This is a genomic window from Bradyrhizobium oligotrophicum (assembly GCF_051168495.1).
GTDB lineage: Bacteria > Pseudomonadota > Alphaproteobacteria > Rhizobiales > Xanthobacteraceae > Bradyrhizobium > Bradyrhizobium oligotrophicum_A.
Map to the genome: position 1 here is coordinate 670,563 of NZ_JBNPVB010000002.1, position 17,892 is coordinate 688,454.

16 protein-coding genes and 2 pseudogenes are annotated in these 17,892 nt (G+C 59.0%); 6 read left to right on the forward strand and 12 right to left on the reverse strand.

The window, feature by feature from the left end; translation table 11 throughout:
- Window positions 1–29: 29 nt before the first annotated feature.
- Window positions 30–1,076: a hypothetical protein gene (locus ACQR1B_RS06475; RefSeq protein WP_316203624.1), complete on the reverse strand. Its 1,047-nt coding sequence runs from the start codon at window positions 1,074–1,076 to the stop codon at window positions 30–32.
- 1,421 nt (window positions 1,077–2,497) lie between these two features.
- Here ACQR1B_RS06475 and ACQR1B_RS06480 point away from each other — a divergent pair.
- Window positions 2,498–3,115, forward strand: coding sequence for a hypothetical protein (locus ACQR1B_RS06480; RefSeq protein WP_284421640.1), 618 nt, complete (start codon window positions 2,498–2,500; stop codon window positions 3,113–3,115).
- 195 nt (window positions 3,116–3,310) lie between these two features.
- Here the strand turns inward: ACQR1B_RS06480 and ACQR1B_RS06485 are convergent, their stop codons facing one another.
- From ACQR1B_RS06485 to tnpA, 5 genes are all read right to left on the reverse strand, one after another.
- Complete coding sequence (locus tag ACQR1B_RS06485) at window positions 3,311–4,216, reverse strand: LysR family transcriptional regulator (protein WP_284421641.1); 906 nt, start codon at window positions 4,214–4,216, stop codon at window positions 3,311–3,313.
- Window positions 4,217–4,963: 747 nt separating this feature from the next.
- Window positions 4,964–5,251, reverse strand: coding sequence for a hypothetical protein (locus ACQR1B_RS06490; RefSeq protein WP_434835252.1), 288 nt, complete (start codon window positions 5,249–5,251; stop codon window positions 4,964–4,966).
- Window positions 5,212–6,861 carry an IS66 family transposase gene (gene tnpC / locus ACQR1B_RS06495; RefSeq protein ID WP_434835251.1) on the reverse strand — a complete coding sequence of 550 codons (1,650 nt, stop codon included), beginning with the start codon at window positions 6,859–6,861 and terminating at the stop codon, window positions 5,212–5,214. Before tnpC (ACQR1B_RS06495) ends, ACQR1B_RS06490 begins: the two co-directional genes overlap by 40 nt.
- Before the next feature lie 70 nt (window positions 6,862–6,931).
- The gene (tnpB, locus tag ACQR1B_RS06500) at window positions 6,932–7,252 is read right to left on the reverse strand and encodes an IS66 family insertion sequence element accessory protein TnpB (RefSeq protein ID WP_409998550.1); all 321 of its coding nucleotides are present in this window, start codon (window positions 7,250–7,252) and stop codon (window positions 6,932–6,934) included.
- 23 nt (window positions 7,253–7,275) lie between these two features.
- Window positions 7,276–7,683, reverse strand: coding sequence for an IS66-like element accessory protein TnpA (gene tnpA, locus ACQR1B_RS06505; protein WP_434835250.1), 408 nt, complete (start codon window positions 7,681–7,683; stop codon window positions 7,276–7,278).
- 401 nt (window positions 7,684–8,084) lie between these two features.
- On the opposite strand from tnpA, the pseudogene ACQR1B_RS06510 reads away from it, so the two are divergent.
- The 3 genes and pseudogenes from ACQR1B_RS06510 to ACQR1B_RS06520 form a co-directional block, all read left to right on the forward strand.
- Window positions 8,085–8,222: pseudogene (locus tag ACQR1B_RS06510) on the forward strand (hypothetical protein); the annotation flags it as partial.
- Between the two features lie 94 nt (window positions 8,223–8,316).
- Window positions 8,317–8,775 (forward strand): annotated as a pseudogene (tnpC, locus tag ACQR1B_RS06515) (IS66 family transposase); the annotation flags it as partial.
- Entirely contained in the window at window positions 8,767–8,958 is a 192-nt protein-coding gene (locus ACQR1B_RS06520) for a transposase domain-containing protein (RefSeq protein ID WP_349817294.1), read from the forward strand. The pseudogene tnpC (ACQR1B_RS06515) and the gene ACQR1B_RS06520, both read left to right, overlap by 9 nt.
- Before the next feature lie 429 nt (window positions 8,959–9,387).
- On the opposite strand, the gene ACQR1B_RS06525 is transcribed toward ACQR1B_RS06520, so the two are convergent.
- Genes ACQR1B_RS06525 through ACQR1B_RS06550 form a run of 6 tightly spaced genes read right to left on the reverse strand, consistent with a single transcriptional unit; the run spans window position 9,388 to window position 15,031 of the window.
- Window positions 9,388–10,239: a formate/nitrite transporter family protein gene (locus ACQR1B_RS06525; protein WP_434835249.1), complete on the reverse strand. Its 852-nt coding sequence runs from the start codon at window positions 10,237–10,239 to the stop codon at window positions 9,388–9,390.
- 48 nt (window positions 10,240–10,287) lie between these two features.
- A complete protein-coding gene (gene ectB, locus ACQR1B_RS06530) occupies window positions 10,288–11,556 on the reverse strand; it encodes a diaminobutyrate--2-oxoglutarate transaminase (RefSeq protein WP_284421643.1) in 1,269 nt (422 codons plus the stop codon).
- A 21-nt stretch (window positions 11,557–11,577) separates the two neighbouring features.
- Window positions 11,578–12,462 carry a DMT family transporter gene (locus ACQR1B_RS06535; RefSeq protein ID WP_284421644.1) on the reverse strand — a complete coding sequence of 295 codons (885 nt, stop codon included), beginning with the start codon at window positions 12,460–12,462 and terminating at the stop codon, window positions 11,578–11,580.
- Window positions 12,455–13,171 (reverse strand): hypothetical protein, encoded by a 717-nt coding sequence (locus ACQR1B_RS06540; protein ID WP_284421645.1) that lies wholly within the window; start codon window positions 13,169–13,171, stop codon window positions 12,455–12,457. The genes ACQR1B_RS06535 and ACQR1B_RS06540 overlap by 8 nt, the downstream gene beginning before the upstream one ends.
- A gap of 31 nt (window positions 13,172–13,202) precedes the next feature.
- A complete protein-coding gene (locus ACQR1B_RS06545; RefSeq protein WP_284421646.1) occupies window positions 13,203–14,153 on the reverse strand; it encodes a ThiF family adenylyltransferase in 951 nt (316 codons plus the stop codon).
- 17 nt (window positions 14,154–14,170) lie between these two features.
- Window positions 14,171–15,031: an alpha/beta fold hydrolase gene (locus ACQR1B_RS06550; protein WP_284421647.1), complete on the reverse strand. Its 861-nt coding sequence runs from the start codon at window positions 15,029–15,031 to the stop codon at window positions 14,171–14,173.
- A 654-nt stretch (window positions 15,032–15,685) separates the two neighbouring features.
- Between ACQR1B_RS06550 and ACQR1B_RS06555 the strand changes: the two genes are divergently transcribed.
- On the forward strand, window positions 15,686–16,849 hold the full coding sequence (locus ACQR1B_RS06555) for an MFS transporter (RefSeq protein WP_434835248.1): 1,164 nt from the start codon (window positions 15,686–15,688) through the stop codon (window positions 16,847–16,849).
- 70 nt (window positions 16,850–16,919) lie between these two features.
- Window positions 16,920–17,783 carry a class I SAM-dependent methyltransferase gene (locus ACQR1B_RS06560; RefSeq protein WP_284421650.1) on the forward strand — a complete coding sequence of 288 codons (864 nt, stop codon included), beginning with the start codon at window positions 16,920–16,922 and terminating at the stop codon, window positions 17,781–17,783.
- The last annotated feature ends 109 nt before the right edge of the window (window positions 17,784–17,892 follow it).

Sequence of the window (17,892 nt, forward strand, 5' to 3'; positions counted from 1 at the left end):
GGATCAGCATTGGCGCTGGCTGCAAACGGTCAGAATGAACCCGCACGTCTGGCGTGAACTCCGGCAGCGAGCAGGAGCGCTACTGCCATCGGATCAAGGACGGCAACGAGCGCCAGCGTGAGCAGCCGGACCGCTCGCTCGAAGTCCGTGGCGGGTATGCCAATCAGCTCGGCGAGATATCGTATCGGTCCGACCTCGGCCTCGGCACGCCTGCGTTGCGCGTCAGTCTTGGCCTTTTCGATCTGTAGATTAGCGAGAGCCTGGGACTCACGTTGGCGTTCCGCCGCGATGTCGGCACGTTCGCGACGCCTCTGGTCAGCAATCGTCATCGCTCCGACCGGCCGGCCAAGGCGCGTCGCCTCGTCGATGGCCGCGTCGATCTGGGCAACGCGCCGGTCGATGTCGGTGACCACTCTGCTCTGCATTCCGAGGCGGGCCTCGACGTCTGCGCTTCTGTCGGCAAGGCTGATATCTATGGATGCCATATGGTCGAGGTGAGCGCGGGTGAGGAAGCCGAATACGCCAACGGCGTTCAGGCCCATCAACACGCCAATCATCAGGACAAGGACGAACCTAAGGAGGGACGGCGCCGACGTCCAATGCTCCGTCAGCCAGGCCGCCGCCACGAGCTTTCCGGCCTCCAGCACCGCACCCATGATGATGACAGGCCAGAAGGCTCCGGCAAAGATCGAGGTCAGGCCGTCGATGGAAAAGGCAGCCGATACACAAGCCAGCGCCAGAGCCACAATCAAGGCGGCGAGCTTGACGCGTGTCGGCGAACGGTGGGCTTCCTCTGCTCCAGACATCCCTGTGACGCCGGCAGCGTTCGTAACGACGGCGGTGCCATTTGTAACGGTCGACGTCACGGTCGCCGTTACATTGATCGCTTCAGCGTTACGACTGATCAGACCCGCGCGCTCCCAGGCCTTCAGGCGACGACCGGTCCGCATCCTATTCCAGCCCCATTGGCGTCCGAGCTCAGCGGCACTGACCGTCACGCGTCCCTCGGGCTGCGAGCGAAGCCAGGCCAGCGCCTCCATGTCATCGAATGGATGGGGCGGAACGGACTCGGTCATGATCGGATGTTGCTCCTTGCGTCTCGGCCCCGCGCCATCGGAGGCGCGCGAAAGGCCGGCTGATTCAGAGCGATGACGCTGACCAAAGTGGCGGGAACGGGAGCTCCCTGCCCAGACCGGATCAGTCATCCCTCCTGTTCGCCCCGTGGAGAAGATACGAAGAGTCTTGGGCGGAGTGGCGCCGGACGGCGGGATGATTTTGCCCGCCGCTTGGCGAAAGCGGACGAAGCCTCGCGAGCCCTGCCTTGCGCGCAGGTGCGCCGCAAAGGTGGCATATCCGAAGCGAGAGCGTAACGGCCGAATTGCGCGACGTTGCCCGCTACAGCCCTACCCTTAACGGCCACCATCCGGGCCGCTGCTGCAGAGCTGCCGCCAATCGACACTTAGTCTGGTCCATCCGTGTCGGCGATTTGCGTGCGGCTTCAACACCAGTTTTCCTCGATGCTGGCCCGGTCCGTGTTGAATTGACGTTACTGGGCCGTCGGACATCCCATCTCTAATCTTCGAACGAATAGCATCGCTGGTGCAGGTCGATCGCTCTGGATTCTGTCGATAGATCGCCAAGAGCCTGCGGCCGTATGCCAATGGTCAGACCGGAGCAACAGCAAAGATGGTGCCCGAGACCCACTACTCGTCGCGCCGCCGCGCGGTGTCTGAGCGCAGTTCAGACTGGGATTTGAGACGAGCGAGCGGAGAGCGGGCTCGACGGCAAGATAAAAGCGCCTCTCCGCGGCGTAGTATCGGCGGTCGTAAGTCATTGTGGTTACTTGTCGCAGCACGGCACTGCTCTAACACCCAGAGTGTTGCTAGAAGAAGAAAGAGCTGGGAGATCAACGTTCCGAATGGCACCAATCGCAGCTTGGCGAACTGGTTCGCAAAATTGGGCAAATCTAGCCATAAGCGCATGGAAGACCGCTGCCGGATCACCGTAGCCCAGTTAGAGCTCGCGCCTAAGCGCGACCGGCGAAGCCGGCTAGCCAGCCTTGACCGGACTCAGCGTGGCCCGGCCCTTTGGCTTCCACGCGCTTATGACCTCTGGTTAGCGGGGCTGTACTGATCAGAAAGGCGAAGCAGCACGGCGGGTCGGCTTTCCGCAGGAGACCAGAAAGCGATCTATCCGATCCGAGGCGACGCGAGTGATCCCTTGCGGACCTCAGACCTGTGGATCAAGATCGAGTGCTGCAATAGACTCGTGATCTTGAACGCGCCCACGACCAGAGCGACAGAGACCGAGCCGGGTATGGCACTCCACCTGCCCAGCATTAGTTTCGCCGACGGCGGCAATCCGGGTCGCGTTCAGGTGCCGATTTCCACGCGCTGGCGATTTCGAACATGGACCTCGATGACCTGATCGTGGAGCGCCCGCCAACCGCCGAGAGCCTCCGGAACGCCCGGACCGGCACTTCTACGAGGGGGCGGTGATGCTGGCCTACGCCATGCCCCTGCTCGGGAGCGAGCCGGTCAAACAGGTCAAGATCCATCCGGACGGTCAGCGCGCGCAGCAGATCGACTTCCGGGCTGGCTCCGCCAAGCGGGGCTTCGGACGCATCGCAACCGCGCCAACTGCCTTCGCGGGCACATTCGAAAACGCCGAGGGACAGCGGATCGTCATCCACCCGCAGCCCAGAATGAGCAGCGTCACCGCCGATGCGGCCGGCGAGACCATCGAAGCCGAGTGCAAGGGCGGTACGGTCGAGACGCGGCACTGCGGTCGGCTATCGAGGCTGGACAAGGGCCTCTGCGAGATCGGGGGCCGGCTGATGATGAAGCCGGCCGGCACCCGCCAGGTCGCGATCATGCCGCAGACCGAAGTGACCCTGCGGATCGGGCGCAAGCTGGCTCCACGCTGCGCGGGCGCAGGGATCCGGATCCCGCTGATCGGGCGCCAAGGCGACGTCAAGGACGTGCAGCCCGAAGCCACGATCAAAGTTGTGCGCAGCTCTGGAAGTGCGGCAAAGATAGCGGAACGACTACCCCTTTGGAGCGCCTTCTGCCGGGACGATCGCGAACAGATCGCCACCAGCGGTTGGACCCGTTAAGTTAGGGCGCGCGAGAGAACATCATTTTCGACAAAAAGCCCTGCTGACCTTGCCCCCTTATTTTGTCCAGGCCGGAGTTCGGGCGGCTGAATGTGCGGCGGGAGCTGGCGAGGGCTTTTGACGTAGGCGCGACGATCGCGAGCGAACGCGCTTTTCGTTCGAGCTGGGCTGACCTAGAAACAGCCGAGTGTGTTTTCAACCGCTCGCGAAGCCCAGGCTTCTGACCTCCACAGCGTGGCTCGCCGTACCGGCCCTTATGCCCTCGCTGACATGCTGACAGAAACGTTGCAGCGCTTTATTTTTCTTGTCGTTCTTGTATATCGCAGAAATCTTGACCTCTGGAAGAGGCGGTAACCCAAACTGTCCGTCGATAATGTTCACTCCATTGGGAACCGTGCTCTCTTCAACTGCAGACACGACTTGGCCAGACATGATTGCGGAATGAATCGAGACAATACTGTTGCTCGAATAGACAAACTTCCACTTCCGATTACTTTTTGTCAGAATTCGAATCATCAAGTCCCTGCACACGCAACCCAGAGGAAAGCCTGTCAATGGAACCGGCTCACTCTCTGTGATCTTGATGCCCGGAGAACCGATCCAGACCAGGCGATCGGTTCGCAGTGTCTCACCTATGTTTTCTTCCGCGGTGACGGGGGTAAGCAAGAAATCGAGCTCACCCTGCTTAAACTTCTCCAGATTCTGATTGCGATTTGAGCAATGTACGGTCAGTTCGACATCTGGATGGGTCGCTCTGAACGCGTGGATTATTCTCGGAAGCAGAATCACCGCATAATCATCCGAGGTTCCAATGCGTATCTGCTCGCGGTGCTTCAAAGCGCTGAAGCTGGCTTGCAGCTCGTCATTTAAGCGAATGATCTCAAGCGCGTAAGGCAGCAACATCCGTCCTTCGGCTGTCAAATTTATCGATTTCCCGCTCCGGTAGGTTAGCTTGCAACCGAGCAATTCATCAAGCTTCTGCATTTGCATGGTGATTGCCGATTGGGTCCGAAATAGAAGTTCGGCGCTACGGGTGAAACTCCCCGTGCTTGCAAGTGTCGCAAATGAGCGAAGCAAGCTAATTTCAATGTTGCGCAACATAGGAGCCCTCTTCGCGAAGCTACGCACGGGTAATTGACAGGTTATCCTGGCCTGGCACTGCCTCCGGTACGTTACCACCGTTCCCCCACTCGCGCGAGTGGTATCACACCCGGTACACCTACCAGAGTAGATAGGCCAAACCTTCGACGGACGTGGATGCAGGATGGTGTCCATGAAGTCGTTTGGCCAGTATGGCTCCGCCGATTTTGGTGAATCCCGAGCTGACCACCTCGAGGTAGGTCTACGCTGCATGATCGCCCCGGCGCCATGCAACCGGCAACGTCCATTTATCCTTATGATTGAATAGGGGTTTTCGGACGCCCACATTGCCGAGGGACCCGGCCGAGTTCAGCACTGCAACTGCGCTCGTGCGTCAGCGCAAGCTGATCGGCTATACGCGCAAGCGACCGAAGGTTCCGCGACAGGCATCGGGAGAGAACAGCCGAAACGGTCGATCAGATTGAGCAGTGCCATCCGCTTACCAAGAGAAGAGATCGTGCCGATAGTGAACGAGCTGGTCGTGCTTGCCGTTGGCATACATGGCTCGGCAAGGTGCTCGGCGGCAAGGCCTTCGAGATCGGCAGTTCGAGCTTGAGCTGTTCGAATACCGATGTACGTCCCGATGCCATTCCAGCAGTTGAGGTTCAGATCCGTCCGTCCGCTTCAGCGTCGCCGGTCGGTGCCCGAGCATCGCGCGAGTGGATCGTGCATCCGTAAGCATCCGGCGTGAGCCGCAGGCTGGGTCGATTACTCGGTTCGCTGGCGATAGAGCAGCTCCGGCTTCTCCTTGTGCATCCGCACCAGCTCGATCAGAGTTTCGACCCCTTGGTCAGTGAAGGCAGGGACGCCGTCTTCTCCGACGCCATAGACCCAGATCACGCCGTCCTCGATGTCCATCTCGTTGGCCACGTCGGTCAGCCAGCCTTCATCTTCCCCGAGGTCTTTCGCGACTTGGGTGATGGTGGTGACGTGATGAACCTTGTTGACGTGCATGGTCATGCCGCGCGAGCAGAGAGCGCTGATGCCGGTGTCCATTTCCAGGGCAGTAATTCGTCCAGCCGGTGAGCCGGATGAGAGGCGATGCGCGCGAGGACATCGGCGAGCCAGGCCTGCGGATCGATGCCGTTCATTTTGGCCGTGACGATCAGGCTGTACATGGCCGCCGCGCGCCGACCTCCGCGATCGGAGCCGCAGAACAGCCAGGATTTTCGACCGAGAGCGATGCCCCTCAGACCGCGCTCGGCGGCATTGTTCGAGAGGCAAATCCGCCCATCATCGAGGAACGCGGTGAAGCTCGTCCAGCGCTTGAGGATGTAGTTGAATGCCTTGGCGAGGTCGTGGCCACGGGACAGTCGGGCGAGTTGCTCACGCATGTAGACTTGCAGGTCCTCGACCAGAGGCAGGCTCAGGGTCTGCCTCACCCGGACGCGCTCCTCGGCGCTCGTGCCATTGATGGAGCGTTCGATCTCGAACAACGCATCGATCCGTTGCACCATCTCGATCGCGATGGGCGAGAGCGGGATGTCCTTCTTGCCGGAAGCCTTGCGTCGCGCGTTCTCCTCGATGTCGGCCATGATGAAGAACGGACGCCGGGCGTGCACCCAACACGCCGCTTCCCGGATCGGTCCAGGGCGGCGCCCGGCCAGATAGAGCTGGTTGTATCCCTCATAGGCATCGGCCTGCAGGATGCCGGCATAGCCTGCCAGATGCGCCTGCGGATGCTCGCCCCTGCGGTCGCGGGAGTAATAGAACATCGCTGCCGGCGGGTCGGCGCCGCCAAACGGCCGATCGTCCCGAACGTAGATCCAGCATCTCCCCGTATCGGTCTTGCCCTTGGCCAGCACCGGCACGGTCGTATCGTCAGCATGAAGGCGCTCGGCCGCCATGACATGGGCTTCGACCAGACGTAGCAGTGGTTCCAGCGACGCACAGACCGATCCAACGGCATCCGCCATGGTCGAGAGTGCGATCGGCACGCCTTCCAAGGCGTAACGTTCGGCCTGGCGGTTCAATGGCTGATGTTGGCCGAACTTCTCGAACATGATCATGGCCAACAAGCTCGGACCGGCCCATCCCCGCGCCACGGCATGGAACGGCGCCGGTGCCTGGCTGATCTTCTCGCAGTCACGGCAGGAGAACTTCTCCCGCACCGTCTCGACCACCTTCCACTGCCGCGGCACTGCCTCCAGCGTCCGCGTCACGTCCTCGCCGATCTTGCGCAGGCGATTGCCGCCGCAGCACTCGCACGCGGACGGCGGATTGATCACCACCCGCTCACGCGGCAGATGCTCCGGGAAGGTCTGGCGCTCCGCGCGCTTGCGCGTAAATCCGCGCACGGTCGTCGTCCGGGCCGCGGCCTGCTCGGCGGACAACTCGTCCTCGGTGGCGTCGGCCTCCAGTTCCTCGAAGGTCAGCGCCAATTGCTCAATCAGCCGCGACGAGCGCTCTGACCGCTGTCCGTAGATCTGATGTCTCAGCTTGGCAATCTGCAGCTTCTGCTGGGCGATCAGCGCGCTGTCTTCCGAGGCTTTCGCACGGGCGACGGCCAGCTCCGCAGCAATCTCCACCCCCCTGGCGCGCTCGGCTGCCAGCGCCTCTTTCAAGGCCACCATGTCATCGGGAACGGCGTCGCGCTCAGCGTTCATGCAGCGCAGTGAATCACAGATCGGAGGTGTTGTGACTCCCCAAACGCCCCGAGCCTAAGGATTTATTGGCTCAGCCCGCGCTTTGCGGTCGCCAGCTTGCCTGGGGATTTCTCCAGTCGATGCCCTCGAGCATGTAAGCCATCTGCGCCGCCGAGATCGACACCGCGCCGTCCGACGCCGAAGGCCAGATGAACCTGCCACGGTCCAGGCGCTTGGCGTACAGCGACATGCCCAGCCCGTCATGCCAGAGAATCTTGACCAGATCGCCGCGGCGGCCGCGGAAGATGTAGAGATCGCCGGCATGCGGATCGCGCTTCAGGCTCTCCTGGACTCCAAGCGCCAGGCTTTGCATACCGCGACGCATGTCGGTGTGGCCGGTCGCGATCCACACGCGTACCCCTGGCGGAATTGGGATCATCGCGTTCGCCCGTCCGCCAACGCCGCGATAGCAGCCTTCAGCGTCCTCTCATCGACGACGCCCGTGATCCGCATCCTGGCTCCGGCCACAAGCTCGATCTCAATCGCGCCGCCGCTGGCAGACACGACCGGATCAGGTGTCGCTACCGGATCTGCGATCACAGTCGCCGGAACGAAGTCCACTCGCGGCCCGGCTTCATTCTGTTCCGCGCGGAACAGCCGCCGCCACTTGAGAAGCAACGAACGTGAGATGCCGTATCGCCGGGCGGTTGCCGAAACCTGCCGGCTCCCCTGCAGGCTCTCCATCACGATCCGGAGCTTCTCATCCTCAGACCAGCGCCGCCGCCGACCCGTCTCGACCACTTCAAGCCGCCCGATCCGGGCACTGTCCTTATCTCTGTCCATAAGGACAGTTCTCAGCACAAACACCAAATTGCCAAGGCGGCCCTCGGCGGAGGATTACGTGCATCCTGCGCCAACCTCCTGAGGCGGTGAGGGGGCTGCGCAAGATTGGTGAGCTCACGCGCGGCGAGGCACTCACACCCGGTGCGTTCCGGCCGCCACCTCATTACGAATGGCGCCTCAGCGATCGTCGCGGCGACAAAGCCATACCCTCGGTTTGAGCACGTGTAGGGTAAGCCCCGGTGACGGCCGCCTTGCGTCGGCAGTGATGCTTCGCGAAGCCATAGGACTAGTCCTGGAGCTAGTCCTATGGCCAAATCGGAAGTGGAAGTGATCACGTCGGAGCGGCGACGGCGGCATTGGTCGCGGGCTGACAAGGAGCGTGTCGTCGTGGCGGCGCCGGCATGCAAAGGCTGATCGAGGTCGATATCGGGACTGAGACGAAGATCCGGATCAGCGGCTCGGCGGATCCCGCGATAGTGACGGCGGTGCAGCCGGGCGCAACGATCCTGGGCGTGGCGCGGGCGTTCGGGGTGCATTCCAGTCAGGTGTTCCGCTGGCGCCAGCAGCTGTGTGGCAAGGAGGCGCCGCCACCCGGCTTTGCCGCCGTGACGATCGCCGCTAATCCGCACGCGGCTGTCGCCGACCAACTGCTCATGTTGCGGCGACGACAGGCTGCGCAAGATCGGCGAGGACGTGACCGAGACGCTGGAGCTCGTGCCGCGGCAGTGGAAGGTGATCCAGCATGTGCGCGAGAAGTTCTCCTACCGCGCCTGCGAGGCGATCAGCCAGCCGCCGGCACCATTCCATCCGATCTCACGCGGACGTGCCGGACCGCGTTTGTTGGCACACATCCTGTTTGCCAAATACGGATTGCACCTGCCCCTCAACCGGCAGAGCACGACGTATGCGCATGAGGGCATCGCGCTCGATGTCTCCACACTCGCGGACTGGGTCGGCGCGGCGGCTGCGACCTTGATGCCGCTGGTCGAGGAGATCAAGGCGCATGTCCTCGCTGGCGAGCGCATCCATGCCGACGACACCACGGTGCAGGTTCTGGCCAAGGGCAAGACGCGCACGGGGCGCGTGTGGACCTCAGACGAGGGCGGTCGCCGTGCCGCCATCTACACCCTGATCCAGACTGCGAAGCTCAACGACGTCGACCCGCAGGCGTGGCTTGCCGACGCCCTCGCCTGGCTGCCCGATCATCCGGCTAGCAGGATCGCAGATCTGCTGCCCTGGAACTGGAAGCCCCCCGCCATCTCTGCCGCCGCCTGATCGCTCCCATCAATCGTCCATTCGCGCGGACTACTCCGCCTGTGGTCTTCACCGGATGCGTACCGTGTAGGCAACCCTTAAGATTGCCCACGTCCGCGCAGTCTGACGAGCCGACTCGGCCCTCATCGCGGGTCCGGAAGACGATCTTCTGCTCCTTCCAATGGACCGGCCGCCAAGCGCTACTGCTTCGTCCCGAATCCGGCACCGGAGCGGCTCGGTCTCGCGCCGTCTGCTGCGTCAACAGGAGCCATAAGAGCCTCAGCGGTCAAGGGCCTGGAAGCATTGGGCCAGTACGCATGTAACCCAATTAAGATCCCGGCAATCGCACTATGACGAGGCGGCACAACGTCGAGCCGACAGGCGCTCGCAGGCATCGCCGACGCGAAGCCAAGCTATACGAAAGTCGGCCGCCCCTTACCTCAACAACTCTTAGCCGAACTCTATGACCTTTGCCGAAGTTGCTGTGCTATTGAGTGCCGTTCGCCCTTCCCGGGCAGATGCGAAGCTGGTGTAGAGCGATAAGCCCACAAATGCGAGTCCCCCTATAGCATTGCCAACGATAGTGGGGACTTCGTTCCATACGAGATAATCGACAATCGAAAATCTACCACCAAGCATTAGTCCGGAAGGAAACAGAAACATGTTAACTATCGAATGCTCAAAGCCCATGTAGAAGAAGACCATTATAGGCATCCACATTCCGATCACTTTTCCGGTCACGGACGTCGACATCATCGAAGCGACAACGCCTGTCGACACCATCCAATTACAAAGGATTCCTCGGACAAGGAGCGTAACCATCCCAGCGACTCCGTGAGCCGAATATCCTAGAGTGCGGCTTTCGCCGATATGCCCGATCTTCACGCCGACATCATTCGCCGGTACGCTGAAGCAATAAGTGAAAACAATAGCCATAAGGATCGCGACCGTTAGGGCGCCCGCGAAATTCCCCGCGAACACCAGCGACCAATTGCGCAGAACGCCCAGAGCCGTCACTCCTGGCCTCTTATCAATCAATGCCAGAGGGACCAATGTAAAGACGCCTGTGAGTAAATCAAAGCCCATAAGATAGAGAAGACAAAAACCGACGGGGAACAGGACAGCCCCCGCGAGGGGTTGCCCAGTTTGCACGGTGACCGAAACCGCAAAGGCTGCAGACAACCCCAAGATCGCTCCAGCCATAAATGACCGCACTAAGGTGTCCCGGGTACCCATAGCAACCTTCGCCTGACCGGCGTCTATCATCTTGGTGACAAACTCGGGCGGTTGCACGTATGACATTTCTCTAGCCTCCCAGAACACCCCCGGTGACACTCGCTCACTGATCTCTTAGTCCACACTTACCAACGTCTGCCTGGCAAATACCTCGTCCACGATCGCCAATAGCCTCTGGGCTCCTTCCACGAGATCCTCTTCCGAGATCGTCAGTGGCGGCATCAGTTTGACTACTTCATCCAACGGACCGCACAGCTCCACCACGATCTTCTGCCGATACGCTTCGGCCTTAACCTCCGAGGCCACGCGCGGATCCTTCACATCGATCCCCTGCATTAGGCCCAGCCCCTTTGGGCGGAAGGGGCGCGACTCGCAATAATCTCCGAGGAGATCGGATAGAACCTCGCTCTTATGACGAACCGACAGTTCAAATTTTTCGTCCGCCCAATAGTGTCTGAGCGCGGCAGTGGCCGTCACGAACGCATGGTTGTTGCCTCTAAACGTGCCGTTGTGCTCGCCGGGAGACCAGACATCGTGTTGAGGGCGCAACAGAACCAGAGACATTGGCAATCCGAACCCTGATACCGATTTTGCCATCGTCACAATATCTGGAACGACCCCATAATTCTCAAAACTGAAAAAACTGCCGGTTCGACCGCATCCGGCCTGAATCTCGTCAACGATGAATAGTGCTCCGCTTTTTGCCGCAATGGCGGCAATTTTCTGCAGCCAATTGCGGCTTGCGACGTTGAGCCCCCCTTCTCCCTGCACCACTTCAACGATGATCGCCGCCGGCTTGTCCAGCCCTCCCGATGGATCACCTAACTGCCTGTCAAGAATATCCGCCGTGCAGATATCCGAGCCGAGATATCCATCGTAGAGTGCCCTATCAACATGAGTCAGCAGAGGGCTTGACGACTCCCGATTATATGAGTTTGCCGTCAACGCCAACGCGCCGAGCGAACAGCCGTGGAATGCATTCGAGAACGCAACAATATTGGTCCGCTTGGTGACTTTTCGCGCCAGTTTAATCGCCGCTTCAACAGCATTAGCGCCGGTCGGCCCCGGGAACTGGATCCGATAGGGAAGACTCCGCGGCCCTAAGATCAGATTGGAGAACGCCTCCACAAAGGCGTTCTTTGCTCCCGTTTTCAGATCTAACCCCAGCGCTATTCCATCTGCGGATAAGTAGTCCATTAGAACGGACTTAAGATGAACGTTGTTGTGACCGTAATTCAGCGCACCGCACCCCGACAGGAAATCGAGGTAACGCTCGCCCGTCTCGGACACCATAAAGGCACTCGTTGCCCGCGAAAACGTCGCTGGGTACGATCGACAGTAACTGCGAACCTCAGACTCGACATCAATGCCTTGCACGTTCATGACACCCTCCTACTATTCCACCTATTCGTCGTGCTTCGCTCTCAGCAGCGCGATCCCCGAAGCGACGATGATCGCGAGCCCTGCGAATAAGTATGCATCCGGCGCGTCATTGAACACCACATAACCAAGGATCGCACCCATCACCACTTCGGTATAGGTAAATGGTGCAATCGTGCTCGCGTTCGACCATTCGAACGACTTTATGATAAGGAGGTGTGCGACGGCTGCGATGATTCCAGTAGCAACCAGCAATATCCACTGCTCACCGCTTGGGCTCACCCAGACCGGGGCGACAGCTAGGGAAGCAATTACGCCGCCAACGAGTCCCGTGTGATATACCGAAACCACGGACGGAACCTTGGCGTCGATGAATCGTGTCAAGAATAGAAATAGCGCGTAAAAGAAGCCCGCAAGGAGACCCGTTCCATACGACCAGTGCAGTGCCACAAATGTCGGCCGTACTGCGATCAGAATGCCGATAAACCCGACAGCAATGGCTACCCACTGAAGGCGCGTCACTCTCTCCTTCAGGATAACTGCGGCCATTAGCGTCAGAATGAATGGCTCGACGAACCAGAGCGTTAGTGACGTGGTCAACGGTAGATAGTGAATCGTCACGTAGAACAGTCCTACTGCGGCAAACAAGGCCGCACTTCGAAGTAGGAGCATTTTCGACAGAGTCGGCTTGAGATAGCGCGGCCCGTACGCGACCGACGAATAGATACCGGTAGCAATGCAGTGAAAAAAGAAGCGCCCCCAGATGACCTGAATGACGGGGACACTCAGAGCGAGGTATTTTGCCATGATGTCGGAGAACGGAAGAATCTGGAGAGCGAGCACAATAGTCAAAACCCCTAGGTGCGCGCCCGATCTCCCGACCCCTTGCTCGACGTTGGCCTCATGCATGAGCTCGTTCCTTCGTTGACGGCCCGTTCCGTTTACCGGTTTGTTCGGATATTTGTGCGAACCCAGGGCTCCAGTCGTTCATGTCCAGAAGATACTGATTAAAGGGATTTTGGTTCGTGTAGATCTTCTGAAGCCACGCCTTGGTATCGATCGTTAGGATCACGCAGACTAACCCGTTCATGCTGTCCACATACGTGTCTCCCGTTTCACGAAACCCCATCTGCTTCATGGATTTGAGGGGGCTAATCGCCATATCTCGATGGCAGTCGGCCAGAATAGTGTCCACCCCGTACGCTACGGCATGGTGAAGACAGGCCTTCACCATGCAACCGTAGATTCCAAATGGAGCACCTGCAAAACGCTTGTCGCGGAACTTTCCGACCACCATCAGGCGCTGCACCTCGACCACCAACGGCTGACGGCTCGAGAGGGATCGGACATCAACCGCATCGGTGATGTGGAAGCCCATTTGCTGGGCTCGCACAATGCGCATTGTTCCGACTGGCACCAGGCCATTGAGCCAAGAGACATAATAATCTGAACGTTCGTGAAAGCCGTCAGTGACAGGGTTCGCGTCGTCGCTCAACCACCCGAACTCGCTCCCGTAGACGGACCGCCACAAAGACGTTACCGCTTCCAGATCTTTGGCACTATTGACACGCCTGGTTAACACAAATTCCGCAGCTTCACCGTCCTGTCTGATTGTCATGTTTGCCTCTCCAAACTCTCGAACTAGTCAGCTACGCGAGAGATGGCTCGAGAAGCCGTGGCGTGAAGTGCTGGTCGAACTCTTCCTCATTCACGAACTCGCCGTTGAATTCGTAGACGCCGCACTCCATTGTTGAGGCGTCCATCCACAGATAAGAGGGCATTGGGGGCAACTCAGTACAGTACGGCGCTTTGTCGAGCCCCATAAGTATGAGCGCTGCCCGTGCAACGATCATGTACTGCCCTAGCGCCGGCGCAAGTGACAGAATTGGGACATTCCCCGTATCACGCATATAGTCGTAGATGGCGTCCTTGCTGGGAAACCGCGGAAGGAATGACGCCTGCAGCTTCACAAGCTTATCGACTACTTCTTCTGTCTGCTGCGCATCTGGCGGAATCCCGTAAAATTCCTCCAAGGTGAGTCCGTCTTGAGTGAAGTGGTATACGTTTGCCCCCCACCCCACAACTGTTCCAGCGACGCAGCTTTTGCACGTTTTGCTTTCGCGGAACGCCTTATGCATATCGTAACGCTGATCGACCAGATAGAAGTCGACACAGTCGACTAGTAGATCACATCCGTCGACGAACTCCTTCGCGACGTGCTTCTGCATTCCCTCCGGAAAGATCTCAACAGTAACATCCGGCGTCGTCTCGTGGATCAAGTTGCCGACCACCATCGATTTGTTGTGACCAATGGTGTTCGGGGTCGCGCCGAGCTGCCGATTGATATTGGATATCTCAAAGCTATCTGGATCACAGATCTTGATGTGTCCAACGCCAAGTCGGGCAAGCATCATCGCGAGACCACCGCCTAGTCCGCCTGACCCCGCTACCCCGACGACCGCACCGGCGAGTCGCTGCTGCGAGCGATTCATTTGCTCTGGATCGATTCCGAGAAAAAGCTCATTGCGCTTTGTACGCTCACGATAGAATTCTGGATCCCGTTTGCCGTCAAGCTTGATGATACGCGGGCGCTTATACATATGACTCTCCTGACCGCTCATTCGTTTTCAATAAGAAACTGTGATGTGTGCCGATAGAGAGCGCGGCGGCACCGCTCGAACATCATCGAATGTGTGCCCTCTGGCAGCTGCAGATAGAGCTTCCGTGAGTTCGAGATTACTTCGAACATCCGCTGGCAGCTTACGGCCGGCGTGAGATACTGGTCCCATTCGCCACGAATAATGAAGGTCGGCATCGTGAGACGTGTCTCGTCGAAATACGTATCCTCCCACGCATTGAAGATATCGACCGCGAAGCCCATCGGCGCGCGAATAGGCTCATCGACCTTGCTGGCATCTCCGTGCGCCCGCTGGCTATAGATCGCCGCCCAATTGCGGACAAAGTCCTCCTCAAGAGGCGACTCCGTCCCAGCCGGGCGATCATCGCGCAGAAGCACGAATCTCTCTTTGGCGCTGACCGCAAAGTGCGAAACACGCGGCAGTTCGGGGACGCCAAAGTACTTCTGCGAGACCGAGCGGCCCAGCCCCACCTGCCTGGTTATCGGTCCGTGAAACGTGATCGTCTGCACCTTTTCTGGGTGCTCAGTCGCGTAGTAGCCGGCCGGAATTGCTCCACGCGAGATTGCGATAATGTGTACCTTGTCGGCGTGGCACTCCCGACGGATTGCGTCCACAACGACGTCAATCTCGGAAACAAGTTCTCGTCCCGGGCCAAAGTCAGCGGGATTGATTTCTTCGCCCTCGCTGCTGGACGGGTATGGATCCGACTCGCCATATCCAAGAAGATCGATCCCGTAGATCGGACGCTTAGCAGCGGCCAACGCGTCGAACCACGAGGTGCCGTCGATCCGAAACGCTGAGGTCATAAACGTCGGGACGGTGGCGCCGTGGAAGAACAAGACGGGCGCGCGTTCTAGACCCGGCCGATTCGAAGAGTGGCTGATAAGCGCTAAGTTTGCCTGCGGATGTCGACTTGGAATCGATGATACCGAACACCCCGTAGATGCATCGTAACCCGTTCGCATGGTCACTCCGATCGCTAGCCCGCAAAACTCAGTGGCAATACCAAAGGTAGCAGAGGTACGCTGCCTGCAATAACCAGAAGCGCTGATACATGTATCAGGCTTTTTGATAACGGATCGATCAATCAGACACGCGAAATCCTTGCTAGGTCCGCACCTGCGTCGCATGATGCGCGATGAAAGCGAGCTCCGTTCGTGGGTCGCATTGATCCGGCTCAGCGAGATCTGATCGTCGAGAACCGAATGGGCCGAAACCACCCCGTGAGAATTTTGGCCCTTCAATGAGCATGCGAGGCGAGGCAGGCACGTGGGAGATTGGTTGGGTCAAAAGCGCAATGGCTGCGCATTTGCGCCTCAGGATCATTCGCCGCCCAGTCCTCGCGTTCTGTGGCGTTGGAAAATGATGACTTTAGGCCATCTTGGATATGTTCTCGCTGAGCGACCACAGCGTATGCGTGCTGGACGACCTGTTTTGGTCGCTTACACTCGATCCCGACATATCACCATGCTCACCGACTCGGGAGCGGCTATATGCCCTTCCTGATGATCGCAGCCGTAGCAGTGTCACTTACAGGGCTGTCCGCGCAACGGCTTTCCATGGCCTGGGCAATGTGGACGATGACCCACTCGAGTGTATGGGTTGCGTCGATTGCAGTATCCGATCTTGTTTCGACGCTGATCACCAGCGGACCTGCGGGCGCGATCATAGATCGCGCGGACCCAGCCGCGATCTACCGACTCAGTCAAGTGGCGGCATGCATCCAAGGCCTGACACTACTAACGCTCGTTGCATCTGGAGCGGTTGCACCCTTCTGGATACTTGTATGTTCGGCCTGGCTCGGGATCTGCACCGCCTTTAGCTTGCCAGCACGGCTCTCTCTCATCCCATTGATGGTCCAGCGGGAGAACTACGTACGGCTCGTCACACTCAATTCGCTAGCCAGTAATGGGGCATCATTCTTGGGGCCAGTGATCGCTGGCTGGTTAATTTCTAATCACGGCTTGCAGGCGGCCGCAGCGGTCGTGGTCGCTGCGTATGTTCCGTCGACAATCATGAGCCCGCCTGTCCGGACTCTCGCCGACGCGATGTCAGCGAGATCAACGCACCTCCCTGTCGACGTACAGATACGCGATGGTATCGCGCATCTGCGTCACAATCCGCAACTGTGGATTCTCCTGAGCGCGTTCACTACACTGGCTCTCACGGCGCGCGGAATCTTGTCGCTGGGCTCGGCCATATCTGAGACCGTCCTTGGCGGGGGTGTCGATACGTTGGCCAGATTGGCCTCGTTTCTTGCTGCTGGAGGTCTAGCCGGCGGCCTTCTTGCTTCCATCCGTTTGATGGATCAACTCACGTCGATCAGCGTCACAATGAGCGGAGCTGCAATTGCACTGCTCTTGTACGGAGTCAGCCCAAAGGAGGCTATCGCCCTAGGCGGCGCCTTTGCACTGGGCATATTCCTATCGCTGAACAATATTGCGGTGATCAGCGCGATTCAGCTCGGCGTCCACCCTGAATATCGCGGGCGTTTGAACAGTTTATACAACATTTTGCTAAAGGCCGGGCCTGCGCTTGGAGCTCTCGTCTTTGGCTGCGTTTCTGAGCTGATAGATATCCGGGTTGCAGTGATGCTCTCGGCCATCTCTTTGCTGATTGTGCTCCGTCTGCTGCTGCGCGTTAAGACCTCGCTCTAAACGACAATGACGTGTTGTGTGTTACGTGGGCATTCACGTGAACGCCTCCTCAGAAGAAGGTAGTGTGCAAATGTATGCGTCAGACCGACGGCTCGCGCTCCCGGAGCTCGAGAGAGCCTCCAACGCGGGTCATCTCTCGAACCATTACGCCATCGCTGAAACAGAATACAACAGCGCCATCCGTGACGCGCAAATCGGACGATCGTCCAGAGTGTTGGATGCTGGGTGCGGTGGCGGAGACCTCCTGGCTCGGATAGCTACGCAAGTGGGTCCGTCCGGGCGTATTTCGGCAATCGACATCTCCGCACAAGCTATCAACGCTCTCAACGGACGGCTCGCGCGCGAACCTCTCATTACGCCAGTAGAAGCACGCGTAGGCAGCGTGACGCGTATCCCATTTGCCGAAAGCGTTTTCGACCACGTCTGGTGTGCCAACGTAGTTCAATATCTCTTGGAAGACGAATTCAATGTGTGCATCGACGAATTTCGCCGTGTGCTCAAACCTGGTGGCCGGATCGCGATAAAGGAGGTTGACGTCAGGGAGACGACGCTGGCGCCGCTGGATCGAGGACTGCTCTTGCGATTGCAACTCGCACGAATTGAGCGAGGCAATCAAAGCAAGCGGTTAGGGCCTTGGTGCGGAGGCTCGCTCGCCGACCGGCTAACACGCCATGATGTCAATGTCCTAAAGCGTGTGAAGTACACAGTTAAACACCGCTTCCCACTGGCTCACCAGGCGCGCCATTACGTCTCCGAGCTTCTGCGCTACTATTGCTCGATCGCGCAATATTATGAGCTGCCATCGCGAGACATTAGGACATGGGCTGCCCTGGCTGCCGATCCGCCGTCATTGTTGGATATGCCCTCGTTCGTCTTTCGGGAGACCTTCTATCTTGTTGTGGCGAGGTCGAACAAAGCGGATAAGTCGCCGTGATCATTGATCGTAGAACGACGAACAGACCGCTCCTCTCGCCTGCGGGCGGAATCGCTGGCGTGCCCGGCACTTGCCGTGGGCGGCCCGGAAAGCCCCGTCGAGGCAAATT